This window comes from Streptomyces sp. NPDC052042 (genome assembly GCF_044548345.1).
Lineage (GTDB): Bacteria > Actinomycetota > Actinomycetes > Streptomycetales > Streptomycetaceae > Streptomyces.
In genome coordinates, this window is sequence record NZ_JBIUBU010000053.1 from 1 (window position 1) to 18754 (window position 18754).

Annotated in this window: 16 protein-coding genes; 4 read left to right on the forward strand and 12 right to left on the reverse strand. The window is 70.6% G+C overall.

The window, feature by feature from the left end; genetic code table 11:
* The first annotated feature begins 170 nt into the window (after positions 1-170).
* Positions 171-818, forward strand: coding sequence for a DUF6518 family protein (locus ACIHCL_RS36055; RefSeq protein WP_399868721.1), 648 nt, complete (start codon positions 171-173; stop codon positions 816-818).
* Between the two features lie 207 nt (positions 819-1025).
* Here ACIHCL_RS36055 and ACIHCL_RS36060 read toward each other — a convergent pair whose 3' ends face one another.
* From ACIHCL_RS36060 to ACIHCL_RS36075, 4 genes are all read right to left on the reverse strand, one after another.
* On the reverse strand, positions 1026-1163 hold the full coding sequence (locus tag ACIHCL_RS36060; protein ID WP_399868723.1) for a hypothetical protein: 138 nt from the start codon (positions 1161-1163) through the stop codon (positions 1026-1028).
* An 842-nt stretch (positions 1164-2005) separates the two neighbouring features.
* The gene (locus ACIHCL_RS36065; protein WP_399868724.1) at positions 2006-2416 is read right to left on the reverse strand and encodes a hypothetical protein; all 411 of its coding nucleotides are present in this window, start codon (positions 2414-2416) and stop codon (positions 2006-2008) included.
* A gap of 64 nt (positions 2417-2480) precedes the next feature.
* A complete protein-coding gene (locus ACIHCL_RS36070; protein WP_399868725.1) occupies positions 2481-3191 on the reverse strand; it encodes a response regulator in 711 nt (236 codons plus the stop codon).
* On the reverse strand, positions 3188-4060 hold the full coding sequence (locus tag ACIHCL_RS36075) for a sensor histidine kinase (protein ID WP_399868727.1): 873 nt from the start codon (positions 4058-4060) through the stop codon (positions 3188-3190). The genes ACIHCL_RS36070 and ACIHCL_RS36075 overlap by 4 nt, the downstream gene beginning before the upstream one ends.
* Positions 4061-4190: 130 nt before the next feature.
* Between ACIHCL_RS36075 and ACIHCL_RS36080 the strand changes: the two genes are divergently transcribed.
* From ACIHCL_RS36080 to ACIHCL_RS36090, 3 genes are read left to right on the forward strand one after another with little or no spacing between them, the layout of a single operon-like run.
* Positions 4191-6161: a hypothetical protein gene (locus ACIHCL_RS36080; RefSeq protein WP_399868728.1), complete on the forward strand. Its 1971-nt coding sequence runs from the start codon at positions 4191-4193 to the stop codon at positions 6159-6161.
* A 13-nt stretch (positions 6162-6174) separates the two neighbouring features.
* On the forward strand, positions 6175-6822 hold the full coding sequence (locus ACIHCL_RS36085) for an ATP-binding cassette domain-containing protein (RefSeq protein WP_399868730.1): 648 nt from the start codon (positions 6175-6177) through the stop codon (positions 6820-6822).
* Positions 6823-6833: 11 nt separating this feature from the next.
* Positions 6834-7214: a hypothetical protein gene (locus ACIHCL_RS36090; protein WP_399868731.1), complete on the forward strand. Its 381-nt coding sequence runs from the start codon at positions 6834-6836 to the stop codon at positions 7212-7214.
* Positions 7215-7998: 784 nt separating this feature from the next.
* On the opposite strand, the gene ACIHCL_RS36095 is transcribed toward ACIHCL_RS36090, so the two are convergent.
* The 8 genes from ACIHCL_RS36095 to ACIHCL_RS36130 are packed head-to-tail and all read right to left on the reverse strand — an operon-like array spanning position 7999 to position 18662.
* Complete coding sequence (locus tag ACIHCL_RS36095) at positions 7999-8826, reverse strand: ABC transporter ATP-binding protein (protein ID WP_399868732.1); 828 nt, start codon at positions 8824-8826, stop codon at positions 7999-8001.
* Positions 8823-9794 (reverse strand): FecCD family ABC transporter permease, encoded by a 972-nt coding sequence (locus ACIHCL_RS36100; protein ID WP_399868733.1) that lies wholly within the window; start codon positions 9792-9794, stop codon positions 8823-8825. The genes ACIHCL_RS36095 and ACIHCL_RS36100 overlap by 4 nt, the downstream gene beginning before the upstream one ends.
* A 56-nt stretch (positions 9795-9850) precedes the next feature.
* Positions 9851-10891: an ABC transporter substrate-binding protein gene (locus ACIHCL_RS36105; RefSeq protein WP_399868735.1), complete on the reverse strand. Its 1041-nt coding sequence runs from the start codon at positions 10889-10891 to the stop codon at positions 9851-9853.
* A gap of 8 nt (positions 10892-10899) precedes the next feature.
* Complete coding sequence (locus ACIHCL_RS36110; RefSeq protein ID WP_399868737.1) at positions 10900-15300, reverse strand: amino acid adenylation domain-containing protein; 4401 nt, start codon at positions 15298-15300, stop codon at positions 10900-10902.
* Complete coding sequence (locus ACIHCL_RS36115) at positions 15287-15556, reverse strand: phosphopantetheine-binding protein (protein WP_399868739.1); 270 nt, start codon at positions 15554-15556, stop codon at positions 15287-15289. The genes ACIHCL_RS36110 and ACIHCL_RS36115 overlap by 14 nt, the downstream gene beginning before the upstream one ends.
* Before the next feature lie 47 nt (positions 15557-15603).
* Positions 15604-17196, reverse strand: coding sequence for a long-chain-fatty-acid--CoA ligase (locus ACIHCL_RS36120; protein WP_399868741.1), 1593 nt, complete (start codon positions 17194-17196; stop codon positions 15604-15606).
* A gap of 45 nt (positions 17197-17241) precedes the next feature.
* Positions 17242-17775 carry an FcoT family thioesterase gene (locus ACIHCL_RS36125; RefSeq protein WP_399868743.1) on the reverse strand — a complete coding sequence of 178 codons (534 nt, stop codon included), beginning with the start codon at positions 17773-17775 and terminating at the stop codon, positions 17242-17244.
* On the reverse strand, positions 17772-18662 hold the full coding sequence (locus ACIHCL_RS36130) for a TauD/TfdA dioxygenase family protein (RefSeq protein WP_399868745.1): 891 nt from the start codon (positions 18660-18662) through the stop codon (positions 17772-17774). Before ACIHCL_RS36130 ends, ACIHCL_RS36125 begins: the two co-directional genes overlap by 4 nt.
* Positions 18663-18754 lie beyond the last annotated feature (92 nt).

An 18754-nucleotide genomic window follows, 5' to 3' on the forward strand; every position in this document is an offset into this window, starting at 1 on the left:
GCCTCCTGCGCGTCCGGCGACCACGTCCGCGCATCCCCCAACAGATCACTCACACACCGTCAACGAGCCTGAACCCAAAGCGTTTCGGATCAATATAGCCCCGCGCGTCCTTATAACTGCGCCAAGCGGCGTGAGCCTTGCAGCCCTCGAAACAGATAGTGAGCACCATCATGAACGCGTCTCCTGTCGCCGCCTCGGTGCCCGACACGAGCGGAAGAGTCTGGGCCTACGCAACGGCGTCAGCATTCGCCGGAGGACTCCTTCTCGGCATACTGACCAACCTGGTCCAGGGCTGGCTTCCGGGGGCATGGAACCAGATCGCCAACTCCGGTGCGGTCTGGTCCGTCGCCGCCTTCGCCGCGGGCGCGCTGCTGGCCCGGCAGGTCAGCCCGCCCGCGGCCGCCGTCGCGGGGCTGTGCGCCGAGTCCGGCCTCGTCGTCGGTTACTACGGCTACGCAGAGGTCGCGCGCGACGGCATGGGCTCTCTGCTCGCTCCCCTCGTCTGGCTGGGTATGGCGTTCATCGCCGGCCCCCTGTTCGGGGTGGCGGGCTCTTGGTGGCGAGGCATCAGCCCGCGCCACCGCGTTGTCGGCCTCGCTGCCCTCGCGGGCGTTTTCGGCATGGAGGCCATCCACTACGCCTGGGTCCTGCACTACGCCCCCCAGGCATGGGCCTGCCTCGCCGTTCTGGTCCTCGTGCCGCTGCTCATGGGCCGCACCCACAGGGAACGCGTACTGACCCTCCTGACTGCCATTCCCTTCTCGCTACTGGCCTACCTCATCTTCGAAAAACTGATCCTGGCGACGGTCCTCGGCTGATACATCCTTCGCACACTCTCGACCCGGAACCAGAACGACTACTACCGTCATCCACTGCACCGCCGGCTCTCCTGCCGAGGTTGGTCCCCTGCATCTCACGCAGCGCTACTGTCTGTTCGCCGTAGCTATACGAGAAGAGGGCCGTAACGGGGTCCCGCCACGCCAGACGCAGGCGTGGCCCGCTCGCAGTGCCGAACAGACGCAGGTTCATTCGTTCTCCACGGTGGATCGCGCCGCCTGGCCGACCGGGATCCGAGGGCCCGGTACGGAGACCGCGGCGAGGTTGAGGCGGGCGCCCATGTCGAGGTTCACCTCGTCGTAGGGCCGGACGTGGGACCAGAACAACGGGGCGTTCCGCCGGCTGCACCGCTACAACACCCGACGCCGTCACTCCCACCTCGGGCACCGCAGCCCGGTCGCCTACGAAGCAGCATCCGCCAACCACATCAACTACGCTGACAGCAGGCGCATAAGCCCTGTCCAGGATCCGGGGTCAAGTCCCGTCCCCCAGGGGCGACTTCGTTCCCCCCGGATTGAACCTTCTCCGCGGCACAGCCGTTGTATTTGCTGAAAACCGCACAAGGGGCCGACAGCCCGGCCCCGTCCGTTAAGGAGAGATGCATGAAAGCGTGGCGTTCTCGTGTTGCTGCCATTGTCGGGGCCGCGGCGGTCGCCGTCGTGCTGACGGGGGGCTCGGCGTCGGCCACTGATCCCGACGGCTTCCACCATGCCGCTGGGTTCAGGGACCACCACACATGTCAGGTGGAGGGAACGGCCTACATGCAGGAGAACAGGAAGGGCTACACCGAATTCCAGTGCCGGTGGAACGACGGCTACTGGGAGATGTGGGTCCGCTAACGTGATCTCGTCTCCGGTACCGAACAGCCTGTGCTGTCCTTGAGCCGGCTGTCGGTCGGAAGCTGACCGCCTCGTCCGCGCCCTCTGCGAACGCGTGGACCGCCTGGACACCCGCGCCCCCAGACCGTGTGACCACCCTCCGTACCCGCAACAACCACAAGTGCGGGTACGGAGGGCTGACCCGCAGCAGGCTTACGCGGCTGCCGGGCGCAGCGACGCGAGCGGCGAACGCCAGCGCCTTTCCCCACCAGCGGACCTCGATCGACTGCGGGGAGTGGACCCAGCCGAGCCGGACCCGGCGACCGGCGTCGTCCTGGCGGAGGCCCGGGTCACCATCCCGCGCCGCCCTCCTGCGCGTCGGCGCGGGCCTCCTGGTCGCGGAAGAGGACGTCGCTGTCGGGGTTGTCCAGGGCGGCCGTCAGCGTCTGCTCGCCCTTGCGTCCCAGCCGGCGCCACACCGCCGCGTCCGCGCCGTGCTCCTGGAGCTGCTCCAGGGTGGTGACGACGACGGGCACCGCCTGGCCGTAGTCCTTCGCCGTGATCCCCCGGTGGAGGGTCCGGTACCGGCGCGGCGCCCAGTAGCGGCGGCCGGCCTCCTCCAGTACGGCGGCCGTGTTGGCGACCTTCGCACGAGGAGCGCAGAGCCGTGCGCCGACTCGACCGTCGAGTTCGAGCCCGCCCCGTAGACGAGCTCCTCGCGGCCGTCGGCGTGGGTGATGTGCACGACGGACGCGTTGCACGCCAGGCGGCACCTGGATCGGCTGTGCCGATCCAGGCGGAGGTGAGGCCGGGCCGGAGCCGGTCTCAACGAGGCTGGTTCACGCCCGGCCTGGGCTGTATGAGTCCGGTGTCGTAGGCAGTAATGACTAGCTGGGCGCGGTCGCGGGCAGAGATTTTGCTGAGCAGGTGCGAGATGTGGTGCTTGACCGTCTTCACCGCCAGGTGGAGGTGAGCAGCGATCTCGCCGTTGGACAGGCCCCTCCCGACGAGAGCGAGCACTTCAGTCTCCCGTTCCGTGAGGCGGTACTCCTCCAGCTTCCGTGTGGTCGGCTGGCCCGACGCGGCGTTGAGGTAGCTCTCCACGAGCCGGGTGAGGATGCTCGGCGCAAACAACGACTCCGCGTTGTGGGTGCGCTTGATCGCGTCCATGAGGTCGGCCGGGCGCGCGTCCTTGAGGAGGAAGCCGCTGGCCCCGTTGCGCAGTGCCTGGTGGACGTACTCGTCGAGCGCGAACATGCTCAGGACGATGACGCGGGTGTGCTCCAGTTCCGGGTTGGAGCAGATGCGCCTGGTCGCCTCCAGGCCGTCCATGCGAGGCATCCGCACGTCCATCAGCACGACGTCGGGCGTGGTCACGCCGATGACTTCGAGCGCTTCCATGCCGTCAGAGGCCTGCCCGACGACGCGCAGTCGGCGGTCGGAGTTGATCACGGCCGCGAGGCTCTCGCGCAGCAGGCTGTGGTCGTCGACGAGGACCACGCTGATGTTCTCTGTCTGCTCTGCGAGGGCCGTCATGCGCCCACCTCGCCGAAGACGGCTCGCACTTCGTAGCCGGATCCGCTGTCTCTGGGGCCGGCGTGCAACGTACCGCCCAGTGCCGCGACTCGCTCGCGGATCCCGATGAGTCCGTGGCCTGAGCCGGCTCGGGCCCGCCAGGACGGGAAGGGACCGGCGTCCTGGACGCTGACGGTCACGACGCCCTGGTCGTGGTCGAGGCTGAGGTGGACATCCGTGGGTCCGGCGTGACGCGCGGCGTTGGCCAGGCCTTCTCGGACGAGGGCGACGATCGTCGCCTGGACGCTGGCCGGAATGCCGGAGATGTCGCCGTGCCGGTACGTGACAGCCAGGCCCGCTGCCTCGGACTGGGCGATAACGGCAGGCAGCGCCTCCAGGGACTCCACAGGCTGCAGGGCGGCGGTCTCATCCGGGTCACGAAGTGCCTGAATCGTCCGGCGCAGCCCGGTGGTTGCTTCTCGGCTGGTCCGCTCGATGTCCGTCAGCGCCTCAAAGAGGGCGTGCTCGCGCTCGGTCGGTGAAGTGCCAGGGTCTTGTCGAGCAAGGTGCAGGGCGCTCGATGCGCGGACGGTGATCATTCCCAGCCCGTGGGAGACCAGGTCGTGGACCTCTCTGGCCACCCGGATGCGTTCGGCGAGCAGCAACGCGGAGACCTCGAGGTCGTGGACTTCAGTTCTCAGCCGGGCGCGCTCATTGCGCACCTCCACCAGCGCCCACGCAGCCATACCGAGGGCCACGACGAGAATCACCACGGCGGTCATCCATGGGTTCAGCCCGAGCACCACCATGGCGACGGCGCCGAGCGCCGCGGCCGCTCCGACGGCCACGACAAGCCGCTTCGCGATTGCCGAGGACGAAGGTGCTGCCATGCCCCGATCGTATAGAACGCGTCTGACCTGAGCATCGGACCACGGGCCCACGGTCCAGGGTCCGATGCCTCTCGAAAGTCTGGGCCGCGGGCCGAGGACCCGGCATGGTCGGCTCTCCTTGACTGGCGCAATGCAAAAGAAGATCGTAGCGGCGACGATGGTCGCCCTATTCGCCCTACTGGGGTTCGTGGCGGTGATGGTCACGGACTTCCACGACCGCTCTTGGCCGCAGGGCCTCGGAGCGGAGGCCAAGGTCTCGCTGGACTTCACGCACGCGTCGTCGGACCCCGCGCAGGCCACGGACGTGGTCGCCTCAGTGGGCGAGACATACGGTCTGGGGCTGTTCAAGGTCGTCCCGGACCTGGGCGACACGGGCCGCGAGGTGTTCGTCGCCCTCAACGGGCAGTCGATGCGTGGCGTGGACTGGTTCGGCGGGCAGCAGGCGTCGGACGTCCTGGGGCCGGAGCGCCTGGCCAACTCGTCGCCGGACGGCACGTACTACGTCCAAGACGCCTCACGGCTGGGCGAGGCTGTCGACGGCCTTCAAGCGCAGGGCGTCGTCGTGGTCCGGACAGATGCTGCGGTTCTCGACACGGTTCGTCATCTGACCGCCGAGACCGGGTTCGTCGCGCCCGTGCTGGCCGGCGCTCTGCTCGTGGCCGCCCTGACGGTCTTCTGGCTGGCGTCCCGCGCCCGCTCGCGCGCCCTGCGAGTCCTCGGGGGAGGCAGCCCCTGGCGCATCCAGGCCCAGGACGTTGGCGGGTACCTGCCGCTCCTGCTCGGTTGTGCCGCGCTGGTCGCGGCCGTCTCGTGCGCCCTGGTGGGCGTGTTCCGCGGCTGGGCCTACGTGCCGGTGTTCGCAACGAGCCTGCTGCTGTTCGAAGCGATCACCCTGGCGATCTCCGTCGTCGTCATCGTCGTGATGTCGTGCCTCGCGTGGCCCAGTGCCGACCTGTTCGCCACCCGCAGGCCCGCGGTGGTGGCGCTGCGGGGACCGGCGAGGGTCGTGCAGGCGGCGACGCTGCTCGCGCTCATCGCGTGCGCTGGCCCCGCGTGGGCCGCCTCGCAGGACGCCGGTCGGACGGCCCGCCAGCTCGCGGCCTGGAACCAGTTCTCCGACCAGGTGGCGCTGACCTTCGCGATGGACGAGAAGTACTTCGACCAGATCGCCCCGCAGGTACAAGAGGTCGTCTCGTCCGCAGAGGCAGACAAACAGGCCGCACTGTCGTACACGATCACCGAGAGGGACTGGGAGGGCGACTTCGGTCCGTACTCGGCGATCTCGATCGTGAATCCGCGCTGGGCCGAGCTGGTCGGTGCGACGGTCGGCCCCGACGCGCTCGTGCCGGCCGGATCCGAGTCGGTCTCCGGGATGCTCCGTCGAGAGCTCGGCCCCTCGCTCGCGCTGTGGGGAGGCGAGTCCCGCACAGGGGACACGGTCCTCGCTGATCTGAATGCCTACGCGCCCAAGCCCGGCGTGCAGTACCCGGTCGCCGACGGCGGCTCCTCGGGCCAGCTGAGCTTCCGCGACGACGTGCTGGTGCTCGAAGCACCGACGATCGCCACGGTCTTCGACGACCGCAACACCATCAGCCTGGCCTCCAGCGGCAACGTCGTCCTGACCGGCGTCGGCCCCACCCAGAAACGGCTCGACGACGCCGGGCTGGAGGACAAGGACCTGGCCAAGCTCGGCGTCGAGGGGGCGGTCCACCTGGTGTACGTGGCCGAGCAGGGCATCCTGCAAACCCAGTACGCCGCCTATCTGGCCCGTATTCTCGCCTTCTCGGTCGCCGCACTGGCCGTCGCCTTTCTCGTCGCCGCGGGCGTGAACGCGATGGTCTCGGCGCTGCTGAACGCACGGCGCGACTTCCCGATGCGGCTGAGCGGGGCGACCTGGGAGCGCACCGCACGGCCACGCGCCCTGCGGGACCTGCTCGTCGGGGCCCTGCTGGTCGTGCCGGCCCTCGCGTTCCAGCTCGGCAGCCCCGCCGCCTTGGCGGCCACAGCCGTCACCGGCGTCGCAGGGCTCGCCGCGCTCTACCTCAGCCATGGCGCGGCCGCGGCAACCGTCTTCTCCCGCGTCACCCACCGCAAGCTCTAGGAAGAGGACCACCATGATTATCGAAGCGCACGACGTGGGCGTCACCATCGACCGCCGCCCGATCATCCACGGAGAATCCGTGCGGTGCGCCCCTGGCGAGATGACCGCCCTGATCGGCCCCAGCGGCTCTGGCAAGACCACCCTGCTGCACACGCTCGGACTGCTGCTGCCGACCACCACCGGGCAGGTCACCGCCGACGGCATCGTCGTCTCCGGCGGCTCGCCCCGCGCACGCCGGGCGTTCTGGCGGGACCACGCCGCCTTCGTGTTGCAGGACTACGGCATCATCGACGACGAGCCGGTCTCTTTCAACGTCGCCATGCGCCGGACCGGACACGGTATTCACCAGAAGCTGCACGCAGCCCTGGAGCACGTCGGCCTCGCCGGCCGCGACGCGGAACCGGCCAGCCACCTCTCCGGCGGGGAGAAGCAGCGCCTCGCCCTGGCCCGCGCCATCTACCGCGACGCCAGCGTCCTGTTCGTCGACGAGCCCACGGCCTCCCTCGACGCCGCCAACCGGGGCCTGGTCGTCGGCCTGTTCGCCGACTTCGCCCGCCGCGGCGCGACGGTCATCGTCTCCACCCACGACGACGGCATGATCGCTGCCTGCGACCACCAGCACCGCTTGACCGTCCCAGCCGTCACCGCCGCCGCCAACTGAGGAGCGAAACCTTGACCACACCCGTCACCACCAAGTGCAGGATCCGTCGAGGGCTCATCGCCGCAGTCGTCGTCCTCGTCGTCGGACTGGTCGCGGCTGGCGCGCTCGTCCTGAAAGGAATCCTGCCCCTCGGCGGTGGAACCACGCACCCTCCGTGCGACCAGCTGCCCAACGCGTCGCAGGCGCAGGCCGCGCTCGCGGCGAACCCGGACCTAGTGGCCCAGCTGACCAGCCAGGGCCCCGGCGTCGCCGTGCGCGTCGATTCGCCCGGATGCAAGGACCGGGCCCTGGTCGAGGTCACCTACCGGACGGCCGACGAACGCGCCGGGATCGACGCGGTGCTCACGTCTGAGGACGGCTTCGGGGTCCCCGTGTACGTCCACAAAGGCTGAACTCCCCTACGACGTTGCTGTCGGCCCGGCGAAAGGTGGGATCCTCCGGCCAGGCAGCCTGTCGTCGGTGTAGGGCCAGACCGAGCGGGGCTCTGTGGAGGCGCTGGCGGAGGAGGCCGTCGTCGCAGCGTGCACGCTGGCCCACGCCGCCGATCCGTCGCGGTGGAGCATGGGCGCGGTGGAGGACGTGGCCGCCGCCCTCGAGGTCCTGGCCGGTGCTCTCGCCCAGCTCGATCCGGAGTGCGCGGAGATCCTCGCTGTCGTGCCCGTGGCGGCGGCCGCCGCCGTCGAGCGCGCCGAACAAGCCGGGGCCGGAGCCGGCCCGGGCGTCGGCAGTAGAGCTGCGGCTGGAACGAGTACGGCGTTGCGCCAGGCGCTCGCCGCTCATGGACGCCCCCGAGACGCAGGCCCTGGCCGTGCTCCTCGGCCAGGCGACGTTCTCCCCCGGCAGGCGCGGCAGGGGGACGATGACGGCTGGGGGGCCGGGCCGGCGGAGACTGCGGCTGCCGCGCTCGCGGACGCGCTCCGTGTGCACGGCACCGATGCGTACGCGCGGGTGCTGGCCCACCGGTCAGGTGAGTGCCGGGATCACCCCGCAGACCGCCCAGGCGGTGGTCGCGGCCCTCACCACCCGGGGCGGTGCCGCATCACGCGGCTGGGCTGGGGTCTATGCGTCCTTGAGAAGCCCGGTCAGCTTGGTCCCCTTCCCTGGTACAAGGATGCTGCCGTCACAAGCTCTCCATTGCCAACGCGTCCACCGAAGCGTCAAGGCTCCCTTACCGACTCAGCTCTGCTCGACGCTCCTGCCGAGAGGACAAGCAGGAAGCGAATTCGCAGTCTCCGCGATCGGCTTCGCCGCGTACACGATCCGTACGACGCCGTCCTCGTGCCGGGTGGTGGAGGCTTCGACGCCGAAGACCTCGCGCATCACGGCGGGAGTGAGGACGTCGAGTACGGGGCCGGCGGCGACCGCTCTGCCGTGGTCGAGGACAACGATCAGGTCGCAGAGGCGGGCGGCGAGGTCGAGGTCGTGGAGGACGGCGAGGGTGCTGACGCCGGTGGAGCGGATGAGGTCGAGGAGTTCGAAGCGGGCGCGGATGTCGAGGTGGTTGGTCAGTTCGTCCAGGACCAGCAGGCGCGGTTGCTGGGCCAGGGCGCGGGCGAGCAGGACGCGTTGGCGTTCGCCCCCGGAGAGGGAGGCGTACTCCCGTGTCGCGAAGGGGCGGATGCCGCAGCGGTCGATGGCGTCGGCGACGGCGCGGCGGTCGTCGGGGCCTTCGCGGCCGACCAGCCCGTGGTGGGGGGTGCGGCCGAGTTCCACGATCTCGGTCACGGACAGGCCCCCGGTGCTGCCGGCCGGGTCCTGGAGGACGGCTGCGGTGCGGCGGGCGGCGGTGCGGGGGGCGAGGCGCCAGACGTCGTCCTCGCCGACTCTGACGATGCCTTGGGTGGGGCGCAGTGAGCGGTAGACGGTGCGGAGGAGGGTGGATTTGCCACTGCCGTTGGGGCCGACGAGTCCGACGACCGCTCCGGGCAGGACTTCCAGGTCGACTCCGTGGAGGACGGGGGTGCCTTCCAGTTCGACGTGGACCTGGTCGACGGTGAGCTTCATACGGTGTCCAAGCCCTTGTTGCGGCGCAGCAGCCAGACGAAGAACGGGGCGCCGAGCAGGGCGGTGAGGATGCCGAGCGGCAGTTCGTTCGGGCGGATGAGGGTGCGGGAGAGGAGGTCGACGAGGACGAGGTAGACGGCTCCGAGCAGCGCGGTGAGCGGGAGGAGCCGCCGGTGGTCGGCGCCGACGGTGAGGCGTACGAGGTGGGGGATCATCAGGCCGACGAAGCCGATGCCGCCGGCCACCGCGATGACCGAGCCGGTGAGCAGCGCGGTGATGACCAGCAGGACGGCGCGCAGGCGGTTGACGTCCACGCCGAGCGCGGTGGCGGATTCGTCGCCGGCGAGGACGGCGTTGAGCTGGCGTCCGAAGAGGCCGAGCAGGGCGGTGCAGCCCAGGACGATCGTCGCGACGACGGGCAGTTGGTCCCATTGGGCTCCGGCGACGCTGCCGAGCATCCAGAACATCACTGTGCGCAGCTCGGTGGGGGTGGCCCAGAGCTGGACGAAGCTGGTGGCGGAGAGCAGGACGTAGCCGACCGCGACGCCCGCGAGGACGAGGCGGGTGGGGGCCAGGCGTCCGCGGCGGCGGCCCAGGGCGAAGACCGCCGCCCCGGTGACGAGAGCACCGAGGAAGGCCGCTCCCGCCACTCCGATGCCGCCGATGCCGATGCCGATGCCGCCGAGGGTGATGACCAGGACCGCGCCGAAGGAGGCCCCGTAGGAGAAGCCGAGCACGGTCGGGTCGGCCAGCGGGTTGGCGACGAGGGTCTGGAGGACGGCGCCGGCCACCGCCAGTCCGGCGCCCGCGAGGGCCGCGAGCAGGACCCGGGGTGTGCGGAAGTTCCACACGATCTGGTCCAGTGCCGGGTCGTCGGTGGCCCCCTGCCCCGTGAGGTGGTGGGCCACGATGTTCCAGACGTCGGCGACCGGTAGGGTCACCGCGCCGATGCTGATCGCGGTGATCATGGCGGCGATCAGCGCGGCGAGCAGGACCGCGGCGCCCAGGGAGAGCCGGAACCCGGTCAGAGCGCGTCGGGATGGAGCGTCTTGGCGATCTTCTCCACGGCCACATCGTTGCTGGGGCCGAGGTAGATCGAGTCGGACAACACCACGTACGCGTCGTTCTTCGCGGCCGTCCACTGAGGGAACTCCTTGAGCAGCTTCTTGGCGTACGCCGTCGGGTCGGGGTCGTTGTAGCTGATGACGACGAGGGAGTCCACGTCGGTGGCGGCGACCTGCTCCTTGCTGAGGTCGGCGAAGGAGCCCTTGGCGGCGTTCTCGAAGGCGTTGGCACCCCCGGCGTTGGCGAGGATGTCGTTGTAGATGCCCTTGGCTACGACGGAGCTGAAGTCGTTGCCGCCCATGCTCATGTTGGAGAAGAGCACCATGACCTTGGACTTCTTCTCGTCCTTGACCTTCTCCGCGACCTCGCTGATCCGTTTGTCGGACTCGGCGATCAGCTTCTCGGCGCGGTCGCTGACGCCGAAGGCCTTGCCCATGTCGCGCAGCAGGGTCCGGCTGTCCTCCATCGTCATCTTGGAGGTGTCCTGGTCGCAGCCCTGCGGCGAGATGTAGCTGTTGGCGCCGACCTGCTTCAGCTGGTCGCGGGTGGCGAAGCCGTTCTTGGCGTCGAAGCCGTAGGCGGTGGTGGACAGGACGAGGTCGGGGCGCTGCGCGAGCATCGCCTCGCGGGGGATGTCGAAGGCGTCATTGAGCTTGATGTCCCCCTTCGGCAGGGCCTTGATCTCGTCGGCCCGGCCCGGGACCTCGGACATGCCGTAGGTCTGCTGGTTGACGACGATGCGGTCCTTGAGCCCGAGAGCCAGCAGCGTGGAGACCTCGGCGACCGAGGCGCCGTTCATGACGACCACTCTGCTGGGGGCCTTGGTGAAGGTCTGCTTCACCCCGCAGTTCTCCAGCGTCACCGGGTAGCCGTCGGCCGAGGACGAGGCGGCGGGCTTCTCGGCCGCCGCGGTCTTCCCGTCCGACGAGTCCCCGCATCCGGCGGTCGCGAGGCCGACGACGGCCATCACTCCGAGGGCGGCGATCCGCTTGGTGGACATGTGTGCTCCTAGTTCGAGGCCGGCCCGTGGCCGGGGTTCGCATCAACAGTCGGCTGGCTTCCGGGGTGAGTTCCCGGCCTCTGCGGTCCGTCTGCGGGCGGGGCGGGCAGGTCGCCGTGGGCGACGCAGTGGTCCAGTTGCCGAAAGAATGCGGCACGGTCGATGACGGGGTGGGTGGGCGGTACGGGGCGGTCCGCCGCCGCGAGGCTCTCGGGCACGTTCTTCGCCCGTACGGTCGCCAGTGCGAGGTCCTTGTCCACCCCGTCGGGGGCCTCGGGCAGGGAGTCGAAGAAGGTCAGGACCGCCGCGGCGTCCTCGGTGTCCCGGGGTATCCGCTCCCGCCAGGTGTCCAGGGGCAGGGTCTGGACCCGGTAGCCGTACTCGCGCAGCCAGCGGTGCAGGTCCTCCTGGCGCACCGGGGTTCCGGCGTGGTGGTGGACCACGGCGGCGGGGTGGCGGGCAGCGGGGCCCGTCGCCACGATCTCGGCCGCGACCCGGTCGGCCGGGGTCCACGACTCCTCCGCGAAGAGGTCGGGCAACAGGCCCGCGGGCACTCCGGCACGCAGAACGGTCCACAGGAAGTCCTGGCGGTTGACCTGCCCCGCCCCGATCGGTCCGACGACGCGGCCGAGCCGGTGCACGGTGACGGGCAGACCCCGCTCGGCGGCCTGTTCCAGGAGGCGTTCGGAGGACCATTTGGTCTGCTGGTATCCGTAGCGCAGCCCTTCGTGGGCAAGGAGGAACGACTCCGTGAACTCCGCGCGCAGGGCGCGGGGCGGGCCGACCGAGAGGGTGGAGACATAGTGCAGCGGGATGCGGCGCGGGGCTGCCAGCCGCAGCAGGTCGTGGGTGGAGTGGGTGTTGGCCGGGCGGAGCGCGGTGTAGTCGCGGACGACGCTGACGGCCGCGCCGTTGTGGACGATGGCGTCGACGGCGGACCCGAGCACGTTCCACCGCTCCTCTCTCAGGCCCAGGCGGGGGCGAGAGAGATCGGCCGGGAGCCCGGTCACGCGGTGCCGCTGGTCCGGGGGCAGTGCCAGGCCGGCCGTCTCCAACGCGGAGAGGACGCGCTCCAGGGCGGCTTCGGGGCTCGCGGCCCGTACGGCGCAGACCACCTCGGCGTCCGTGGCCCGCAGGAGCTGGGCGAGGAGATGGGTGCCCACGAAGCCCGTGGCCCCGGTGAGCAGGACCCGTCGGGGCGGCCACGGAGCCTTCTCCGCTCCCGGGCGGACCGCGGGGTCCAGGGTCGTGTCGGCGGTCAGGGAGGGCGGGAGTACGGAGCCGGTCGGGCTGTGAGAGGCGGGGGCGGTCCCGGAGCCGAGGAACGCGGCGAGGGCGGTGGGGGTGGCGTACTGGAAGAGCCAGGCCACCTTCACCTCCCGGTCCAGCTCCGCCGCCAGGCGGTTGGCGGCCTGGATCGCCTGGAGGGACTGGGCCCCGCGTTCGAAGACGTCGTCGTGCTCGGTGAGGTCGCCGGACGCCAGGACCTGGCGCCAGACGCCGGTCACGGCCTCGGTCAGCGTCCGGTCCCCGGCGGCCTCAAGAGGGCCGCCCTGCTGGACGGGGAGCCGGGCGAGGAGGGCGGCACGGTCGGTCTTGCCGGAGGCGGTGCGCGGCAGGCGGGGCAGGAAGGTGAGGGATGTGGGGATCATCGGTGCGGGCAGCCGGGCCCGGAGGTGGTCACGTACCGCCGACAGCAGGGGCCTGGCGCCAGCGGCGACGAGGTGGGCCGCCAGCCTGCGGGTGCCGTCGGGCAGCACCTGGCCGGCCACGGCGGCGTCGCTGATGCCGGGGTGGGAGAGCAGGGCGCTCTCCACCTCCGCCGGCTCGACGCGGTGGCCGCTGATCTTGAACTCGTCGTCCGCGCGCCCGAGATAGCGCAGGAGTCCGTCCTCCCCGAGCTCCACGAGGTCGCCGGTGCGGTAGGCGCGGGGAGAGCCGGTCAGGCTCTCCAGCCGGATGAACCGCTCGGCGGTCTCCTCGGGCAGGTTGCGGTAGCCGTGGGCGAGCGCGGGGCCCAGGAGATGCAGCTCGCCGTCGATCAGGGCGACCCGGCTGCCGGGCAGGGGGCGGCCCACGGGGGTGTCTTCGGGGGCGAGGGCGGTGTCGTGGAGATCGGCAGCGGTGGCGACCACCGTTCCCTCGGTCGGCCCGTAGGTGTTGACCAGGCGGACGTCCGTGCCGACGGCCTTGCGCCAGCGGGCCGCCCGTTCGGGTAGGGCCGCCTCGCCGCCGATGATCACGGTGTGCACCGTGCTCGGCAGGGCAGCCGCCCCGGTGGACAGCGCGTAGGCCAGCTCGTGCCAGTACGCGGTCGGCAGGTCGAGGACGGTCACGGACAGGCGCTCGCACGCGGAGAGGAAGTGCGGCACCGAGTCCGTCATATCCGGCTCGCGGATCACCAGAGTGGCACCGGAGCACAGGGTCAGGAAGATCTCCTCGATGCTGGTGTCGAAGTGCGGGGGCGCGAATTGGAGTACGCGGTCGGTGCGTTGTGGCCCGTAGCGGAGGCCCGCCGCCGCGACGAAGTGGGCCAGTGCGCCGTGCCCGACCTCGACGCCCTTGGGCTGCCCGGTGGAGCCGGAGGTGTGGAGCACGTAGGCGAGGTCGGCGGGCCCCGGGGCGGAGAGCGGGGCCTGGTGGGGCTCGGCGCCCGGCGGAGCGTCGAGCAGCAGGATCTCGCGGTCCGGGAAGAGGTGGGCGTACCGCTGCTCGGTGACGACGAGGGCAGGCGCGGCGGAGGTGAGCAGCGCGGCGGTGCGGTCCGCCGGGGCGCTCGGGTCGAGGGGGCAGTGCGCGGCCCCCGCGGCCATGATGCCGAGCAGGACCGTGACGGCGTCGATGCCCCGGGGCAGGGCCACGGCCACCAGGTCACCGCGGTGCACTCCGCGTCCGGCGAGCCGCCGGGCGGTGCGGCGGGCCTCGCCGAAGAGGTCGGCGTACGTGATGCTCCGGTCGCCCTCCTCGATGGCGATCGCGCCGCCCCGGCGGGCCGTGTGGTCGGCGATGAGCGAGAGCACGGGGCGCGGTGGAGCGGGGAGCGGGTCTCCTTCCAGTACGGGGACGGGAGGTGCGGGGTCGTGTGCCCGCGGGGCTGGGGCGAGCGAGGTGAGAGGGTGGTCCGGTTTCGCGACTGCTGCCGTCAACAGGCCGAACAGGGCGCGCCGGTGGTCCGCGACGTCGGCGGCGGTGTAGAGGTCGGGGTTGGCGTCCACGGCGAAGCGCAGGGTGGTGCCTTCGGAGCGGTCGTACACGTTGAAGGTGAGGTCGTCGACGGGGCCGGCCGAGACGTTGTGGACGGTGCTGCGGTGCCCGGCGAAGCGCAGGTCGTAGGCGAAGGGCATGATGTTGACGCCGGGGCCGGAGAGGCGTCGGCCGCCGCCCACGAGCCGTAGGTCGCGGCGGATCTGCTCGTAGCGGTAGCGCTGGTGCGGCAGGGCGGCGCGCACTTCTCGGGAGACGGCGGCGGTGAGGGTGCGCAGGCTGTCGTCCGGGCCGACGGTCACCCGGAGCGGCAGGACGTTGCGGACCATGGCGGGCACGCGCAGGGACACCGAGCCGAAGCGGCCCATCGCGGGGACGCTGAGCACGATCTCGGGTGCCCCGGTGGCGTGGTGGAGGTGGGCGGCGGTGGCCGCGAGCAGGATTTCCGACCAGGACACTTTCAGGGCACGGGCGGTGGCCCGCAGCGCCGCCGTGGTTCCGGCGTCGAGGTCCGCCGCATCCCGGAGGAAGGAGGCGGCCGGGAGCGCGGAGCGATCCGCGGGGGTGGCGACGTCCGGCCGGTCGGCGTACCGGCGGTTCCAGTGGTCCCGGTCGCGGGCGAACTGCTCGGACGTTCGGTAGGCGGCCTCCTCCTCGCGTACGGAGGCGAGCGTGCCGAAGCCGCTCGGTCCCGGCTCCGTGTCCGCCGCGAGCGCGGAGTAGAGGTCGGCGACGCGGCGGGCGACCAGGGACAGGCCGAAGCCGTCCAGCGCGATGTGGTGCACCCGGTGGTACCAGAGGTGACGATCGGGGGCCAGGCGGAACAGCGCGTGGCCGAACAGCGGGCCACGGGTGAGATCGACGGGGCGGGCGATGTCCTCGTCCACCCAGCGGAGCGCCGCCGTGCGGGGATCGGATGCCTCGGAGAGGTCGGCGGTGTGGAGGTGCCACTCGGGGGCAGACGTGTCGACCTGCCAGGGGTGCCCCTCTTCGTCTGCCGTGAAGACGCAGTGCAGGGCCTCGGTCTCCTCGACCGCCCGGCGCAGGGCGGTTTCGAAGAGATCCACGTCGACGGGGCCCTCGATCACCACGTACTCGGCGGTGTTGTAGGCGGGGCTGGAGGTGTCGAGCTGGTGCCCGGTCCAGATGCCCTCCTGTGCGCCGAGCAGCGGGTGGCGGCGCGGGGCGTTTTCAGACGTCGCCATGGTGTCCTGCCTCCTGTCGTTCTTCCTGACTCTTGTCCAGCAGCTGCCACCAGTGCTGGAAGGAGGGCAGGTCGGCCAGGTCGATGAAGGAGACGTCGATGCCGTACTCCTGCCAGCGCTCGACGAGCGTGACGAGGCGCAGGGAGTCGAGTCCCGCGCCGACGGGGTTGTCGTCGAGGTCGACCTCTTCGGGCTCCTGGTAGAGCAGTTCGGCGAGATCGGCGCGAAACTGCTGGAGGGTGAGGGTGGCGGGCATGGTGATCCTTTCGCTGTGCGCGGCATGCGTTTCCCGATAGGCGGCGGTCAGTTGACCTTGCGGTCGGAGCCGTCCCAGAACCGGTTCCGCAGCTCGCGGCGGAGGATCTTCCCGCTGGGATTACGGGGGACGTGGTCGATGAACTCGTACTTCGCAGGCAGCTTGAACGCGGCCAGCCGCGGGGTCAGGAAGGTGTGCAGGTCGCTGGCGCGCAGGGTCTCGCCGCCCCGGTCGGCGGGGACCACGAAGGCGTGGACGTACTCGCCCCACCGCTCGTCCGGCGCGCCGACGACCACGGCCTCGGCGACGCCGGGGTGGAGCTCCAGGACGTTCTCGATCTCCGCCGGGTAGACGTTCTCCCCGGCCACGAGGATGGCGTCCTTGATCCGGTCGTGGATGAAGACGTAGCCGTCCTCGTCGACGAAGCCGGCGTCCCCGGTGCGTATCCAGCCGTCGACGAGGGTCTCGGCGGTCTTGTCGGGGAGGTTCCAGTACTCCACCATGTGCGCCGGTGTGGCCAGGCAGACTTCGCCGACGGCCCCGGGCGGCAGTACGGTGCCGTGGTCGTCGATCACCTGGACGCGCACGCCCGGGTAGGGGCGGCCCGCCGCCTGCATGAGGGGCGACCCGGGTTCGTGGACGGCGGGCGGCAGGCAGACGGCGGTGTTGCCGGTCTCCGTGAGCCCGTAGATCTGGGCGAACTCGCAGCGGAACACCGCCAGGCTCTGCTCCAGCAGGGTCTCGGAGATCGGCGACCCGCCGTAGACGATCTTGCGGAGGGTTGAGAAGTCGGCCGGGGTGACGCCGGGCCGGGTCAGCATCATCCGCAGCATGGCCGGGACTACACAGGCGGTGGTGATGCCCAGCCGGTGGATCAGCTCGACCGCTCGGGCCGCGTCGAAGGCGGGCATCGCCACGACGGTGGTTCCGGCGTTGAAGTTCTGCGTCGCCCACCACAGGCCGCCGATGTGGAAGCCGGGGATGCCGATCAGCGCGATGTCCCCGGCCCGCCAGTCGATCCAGTCGACGTCCGCCTGGGCCATGGCGTCCGCGATGGCGGAGAAGCTCCGGTGGGCTAGGACGACGCCCTTGGGCAGCCCGGTGGTGCCGCTGGTGTAGAGCTGGGCCACCGGGGTGTCGCGGGTGGCCGCGTACGCCTCGTCGGCTCCAGTGCCGGCGGCCTTCCAGGTGGCGTAGCCCTCGGCCGCGTTGAGGGCTACGACATGTTCGGGCGCTGCGGAGGGCATGCCGTCCACGACGGGCCGGAACTCCTCCTCGACGAAGAGGAGTCGGGTGCCGGAGTCCTGGAGGATGTGGCAAACCTCGGGTGAGGTCAGCCGCCAGTTGACGGGGACGAGGACGGTCCCGGTCTTGGCGCAGGCGAAGAGGATCTCGTAGTACCGCTCTGACTCCTTGCCGAGGTAGGCGACCCGGTCCCCGGCGGTGAGACCGGCCGTGCGCAGGGCCTGCGCGGTGCGGCTGCTCTCGCGATGCAGTGCGGCGTAGGTGAGGGTGGTGTCGCCGCAGATGACGGCCGGGGTGTCCGGTTGGTGTGCGGCGTGGAAGCGGGCGGTGTCGACGAGCGTGGTGAGCCGGTGGTGCAGCCGGGTGCCCGGCCGTGGGGTGTCAGGGGATGCCATGCGTGATGTCCGTCCGGTACCGGCCCGCGCTGGCGGGCGGGGAGGTCAGGTGATGTTGACGAAGGCGAGGGTGGCGTCGCCGTCGCACCGGCCGCCTTGGGCGTCGCCGTAGCGGTAGGCGGTGGTGGCCATGAGGAGCGGTTTGCCGCCGGGCGAGCGCCGTTCGACGGAGCGGAACTCCATCTCGCCGTGGAAGTCGCGTGGATCTACGGGCCGTTGGAAGCGGGAGGCGAAGCGGGCGATGAGGATGTCCGGCAGTTGGTGGCGCCAGAAGTCCTCCAGGGTCCAGCTCTCGAAGCCGGTCAGCAGTCCTTCCTTCACCGACTTGGCGACGAGGTAATACATCATCTGGTTGTAGGCGATGTTCACCTCGACCGCGTTCAGGTGGCCAGTGTCGTCGATGTAGCAGGACTCCGGAATCGCGAACGTCGCGCGCACCTGGGAGAGTCCGGCGGGCAGGGCGGACACCTCGGCGGTGAGCAGGTAGCGGCAGTGGTTCTTGTACGGGGTGAGCACCCGGGGCAGCAGATCCTGGTCGGTGGCGAAGGTCCCCGTCGGGACGGCGTCCGTGACGGTCATGCCGCCTCCAGTCCGGCGTGGAGCTTGCGCTCGTCGTGGACGGTGACGCGGAAGGAGACCGTCGGCTCGGGCGTGCTGGTGTGCCGGGCGCAGTGGATGAGGCTGCGGTTGTCCCAGACCAGGAGGTCGCCCTGTTCGAAGCTCTGGAGGTGGATGTTCTCGTGCTCGAAGTCGCGGTCGAGCTGTCCGGTCGCCTCGAAGAGCCGCTGGAGCAGAGCCTCGTCGAGCGGCCTTCCGTCCTCGTCCTCGATGCCGACGGTGAAGCCCTCGCTGAGGTAGAGCACCTTCTCTCCGGTCATGGGGTGGGTGAAGACGGTGGGCTGGCGGACGGCGGGCGTCTTGTCCTCGACCTCCTGGATGATCTCCGACAGGGGACGGTAGACGTCGTGCGGGCGGACCTTGAAGTACTTGCGTACGGAGTGCAGGCAGCGCGTTCCCTCGATCTCGCCCTTGAGGTCCTCGGGCAGCTTCTCGTAGGCCGCGCCCATGTCGATGAAGTACGTGCCGCGGTTCCTGGCGGGTATGACCTGCGGGTAGATCAGGGTGATGCCGAACGGGTCGGGCATGAACTGGTAGTCGGCGTGCCAGAACTTGCCGGTCTTGGGGACGCCGATCTGCTTGCCGTTCTCGGGGACGTTGGAGGAGACGAACACCTGGGAGACCTCGGGGTGCTGGTACATCGGCTCGTAGTACGTCTCCGGGCGGCCGAGCCGCCGGCCCGTCTCCAGGAACGCCTGCGGGGAGAGGTCCTGTCCCTTGAGGACGGCGATCTTGCGACGGTAGACGGTCTCCTTGAGGGCCGCGATTTCGTCCTCCGAGGCCGAGGTGTGGTCGAAGTCCTCGACGCAGGCGCCGATGGCGGTTCCGGTGTGGTCGGTGATGCGCATGGTGGTGCTCCCTAAGAATGGTTGGCGGTCCGGGAGGACCGGGTGTGGCTGATGGTGGTCTGTCGTTGATGACTCCGAAGGAATGGCCGCCC

Bases quoted from the DNA above. Each gene is read 5' to 3' on its own strand.
- ACIHCL_RS36055 (WP_399868721.1), top strand. From the start codon at position 171: ATGAACGCGTCTCCTGTCGCCGCCTCGGTGCCCGACACGAGCGGAAGA.
- ACIHCL_RS36070 (WP_399868725.1), bottom strand. From the start codon at position 3,191: ATGACGGCCCTCGCAGAGCAGACAGAGAACATCAGCGTGGTCCTCGTC.
- ACIHCL_RS36075 (WP_399868727.1), bottom strand. From the start codon at position 4,060: ATGGCAGCACCTTCGTCCTCGGCAATCGCGAAGCGGCTTGTCGTGGCC.
- ACIHCL_RS36080 (WP_399868728.1), top strand. From the start codon at position 4,191: ATGCAAAAGAAGATCGTAGCGGCGACGATGGTCGCCCTATTCGCCCTA.
- ACIHCL_RS36085 (WP_399868730.1), top strand. From the start codon at position 6,175: ATGATTATCGAAGCGCACGACGTGGGCGTCACCATCGACCGCCGCCCG.
- ACIHCL_RS36095 (WP_399868732.1), bottom strand. From the start codon at position 8,826: ATGAAGCTCACCGTCGACCAGGTCCACGTCGAACTGGAAGGCACCCCC.
- ACIHCL_RS36100 (WP_399868733.1), bottom strand. From the start codon at position 9,794: ATGATCACCGCGATCAGCATCGGCGCGGTGACCCTACCGGTCGCCGAC.
- ACIHCL_RS36105 (WP_399868735.1), bottom strand. From the start codon at position 10,891: ATGTCCACCAAGCGGATCGCCGCCCTCGGAGTGATGGCCGTCGTCGGC.
- ACIHCL_RS36110 (WP_399868737.1), bottom strand. From the start codon at position 15,300: ATGGCGACGTCTGAAAACGCCCCGCGCCGCCACCCGCTGCTCGGCGCA.
- ACIHCL_RS36115 (WP_399868739.1), bottom strand. From the start codon at position 15,556: ATGCCCGCCACCCTCACCCTCCAGCAGTTTCGCGCCGATCTCGCCGAA.
- ACIHCL_RS36120 (WP_399868741.1), bottom strand. From the start codon at position 17,196: ATGGCATCCCCTGACACCCCACGGCCGGGCACCCGGCTGCACCACCGG.
- ACIHCL_RS36125 (WP_399868743.1), bottom strand. From the start codon at position 17,775: ATGACCGTCACGGACGCCGTCCCGACGGGGACCTTCGCCACCGACCAG.
- ACIHCL_RS36130 (WP_399868745.1), bottom strand. From the start codon at position 18,662: ATGCGCATCACCGACCACACCGGAACCGCCATCGGCGCCTGCGTCGAG.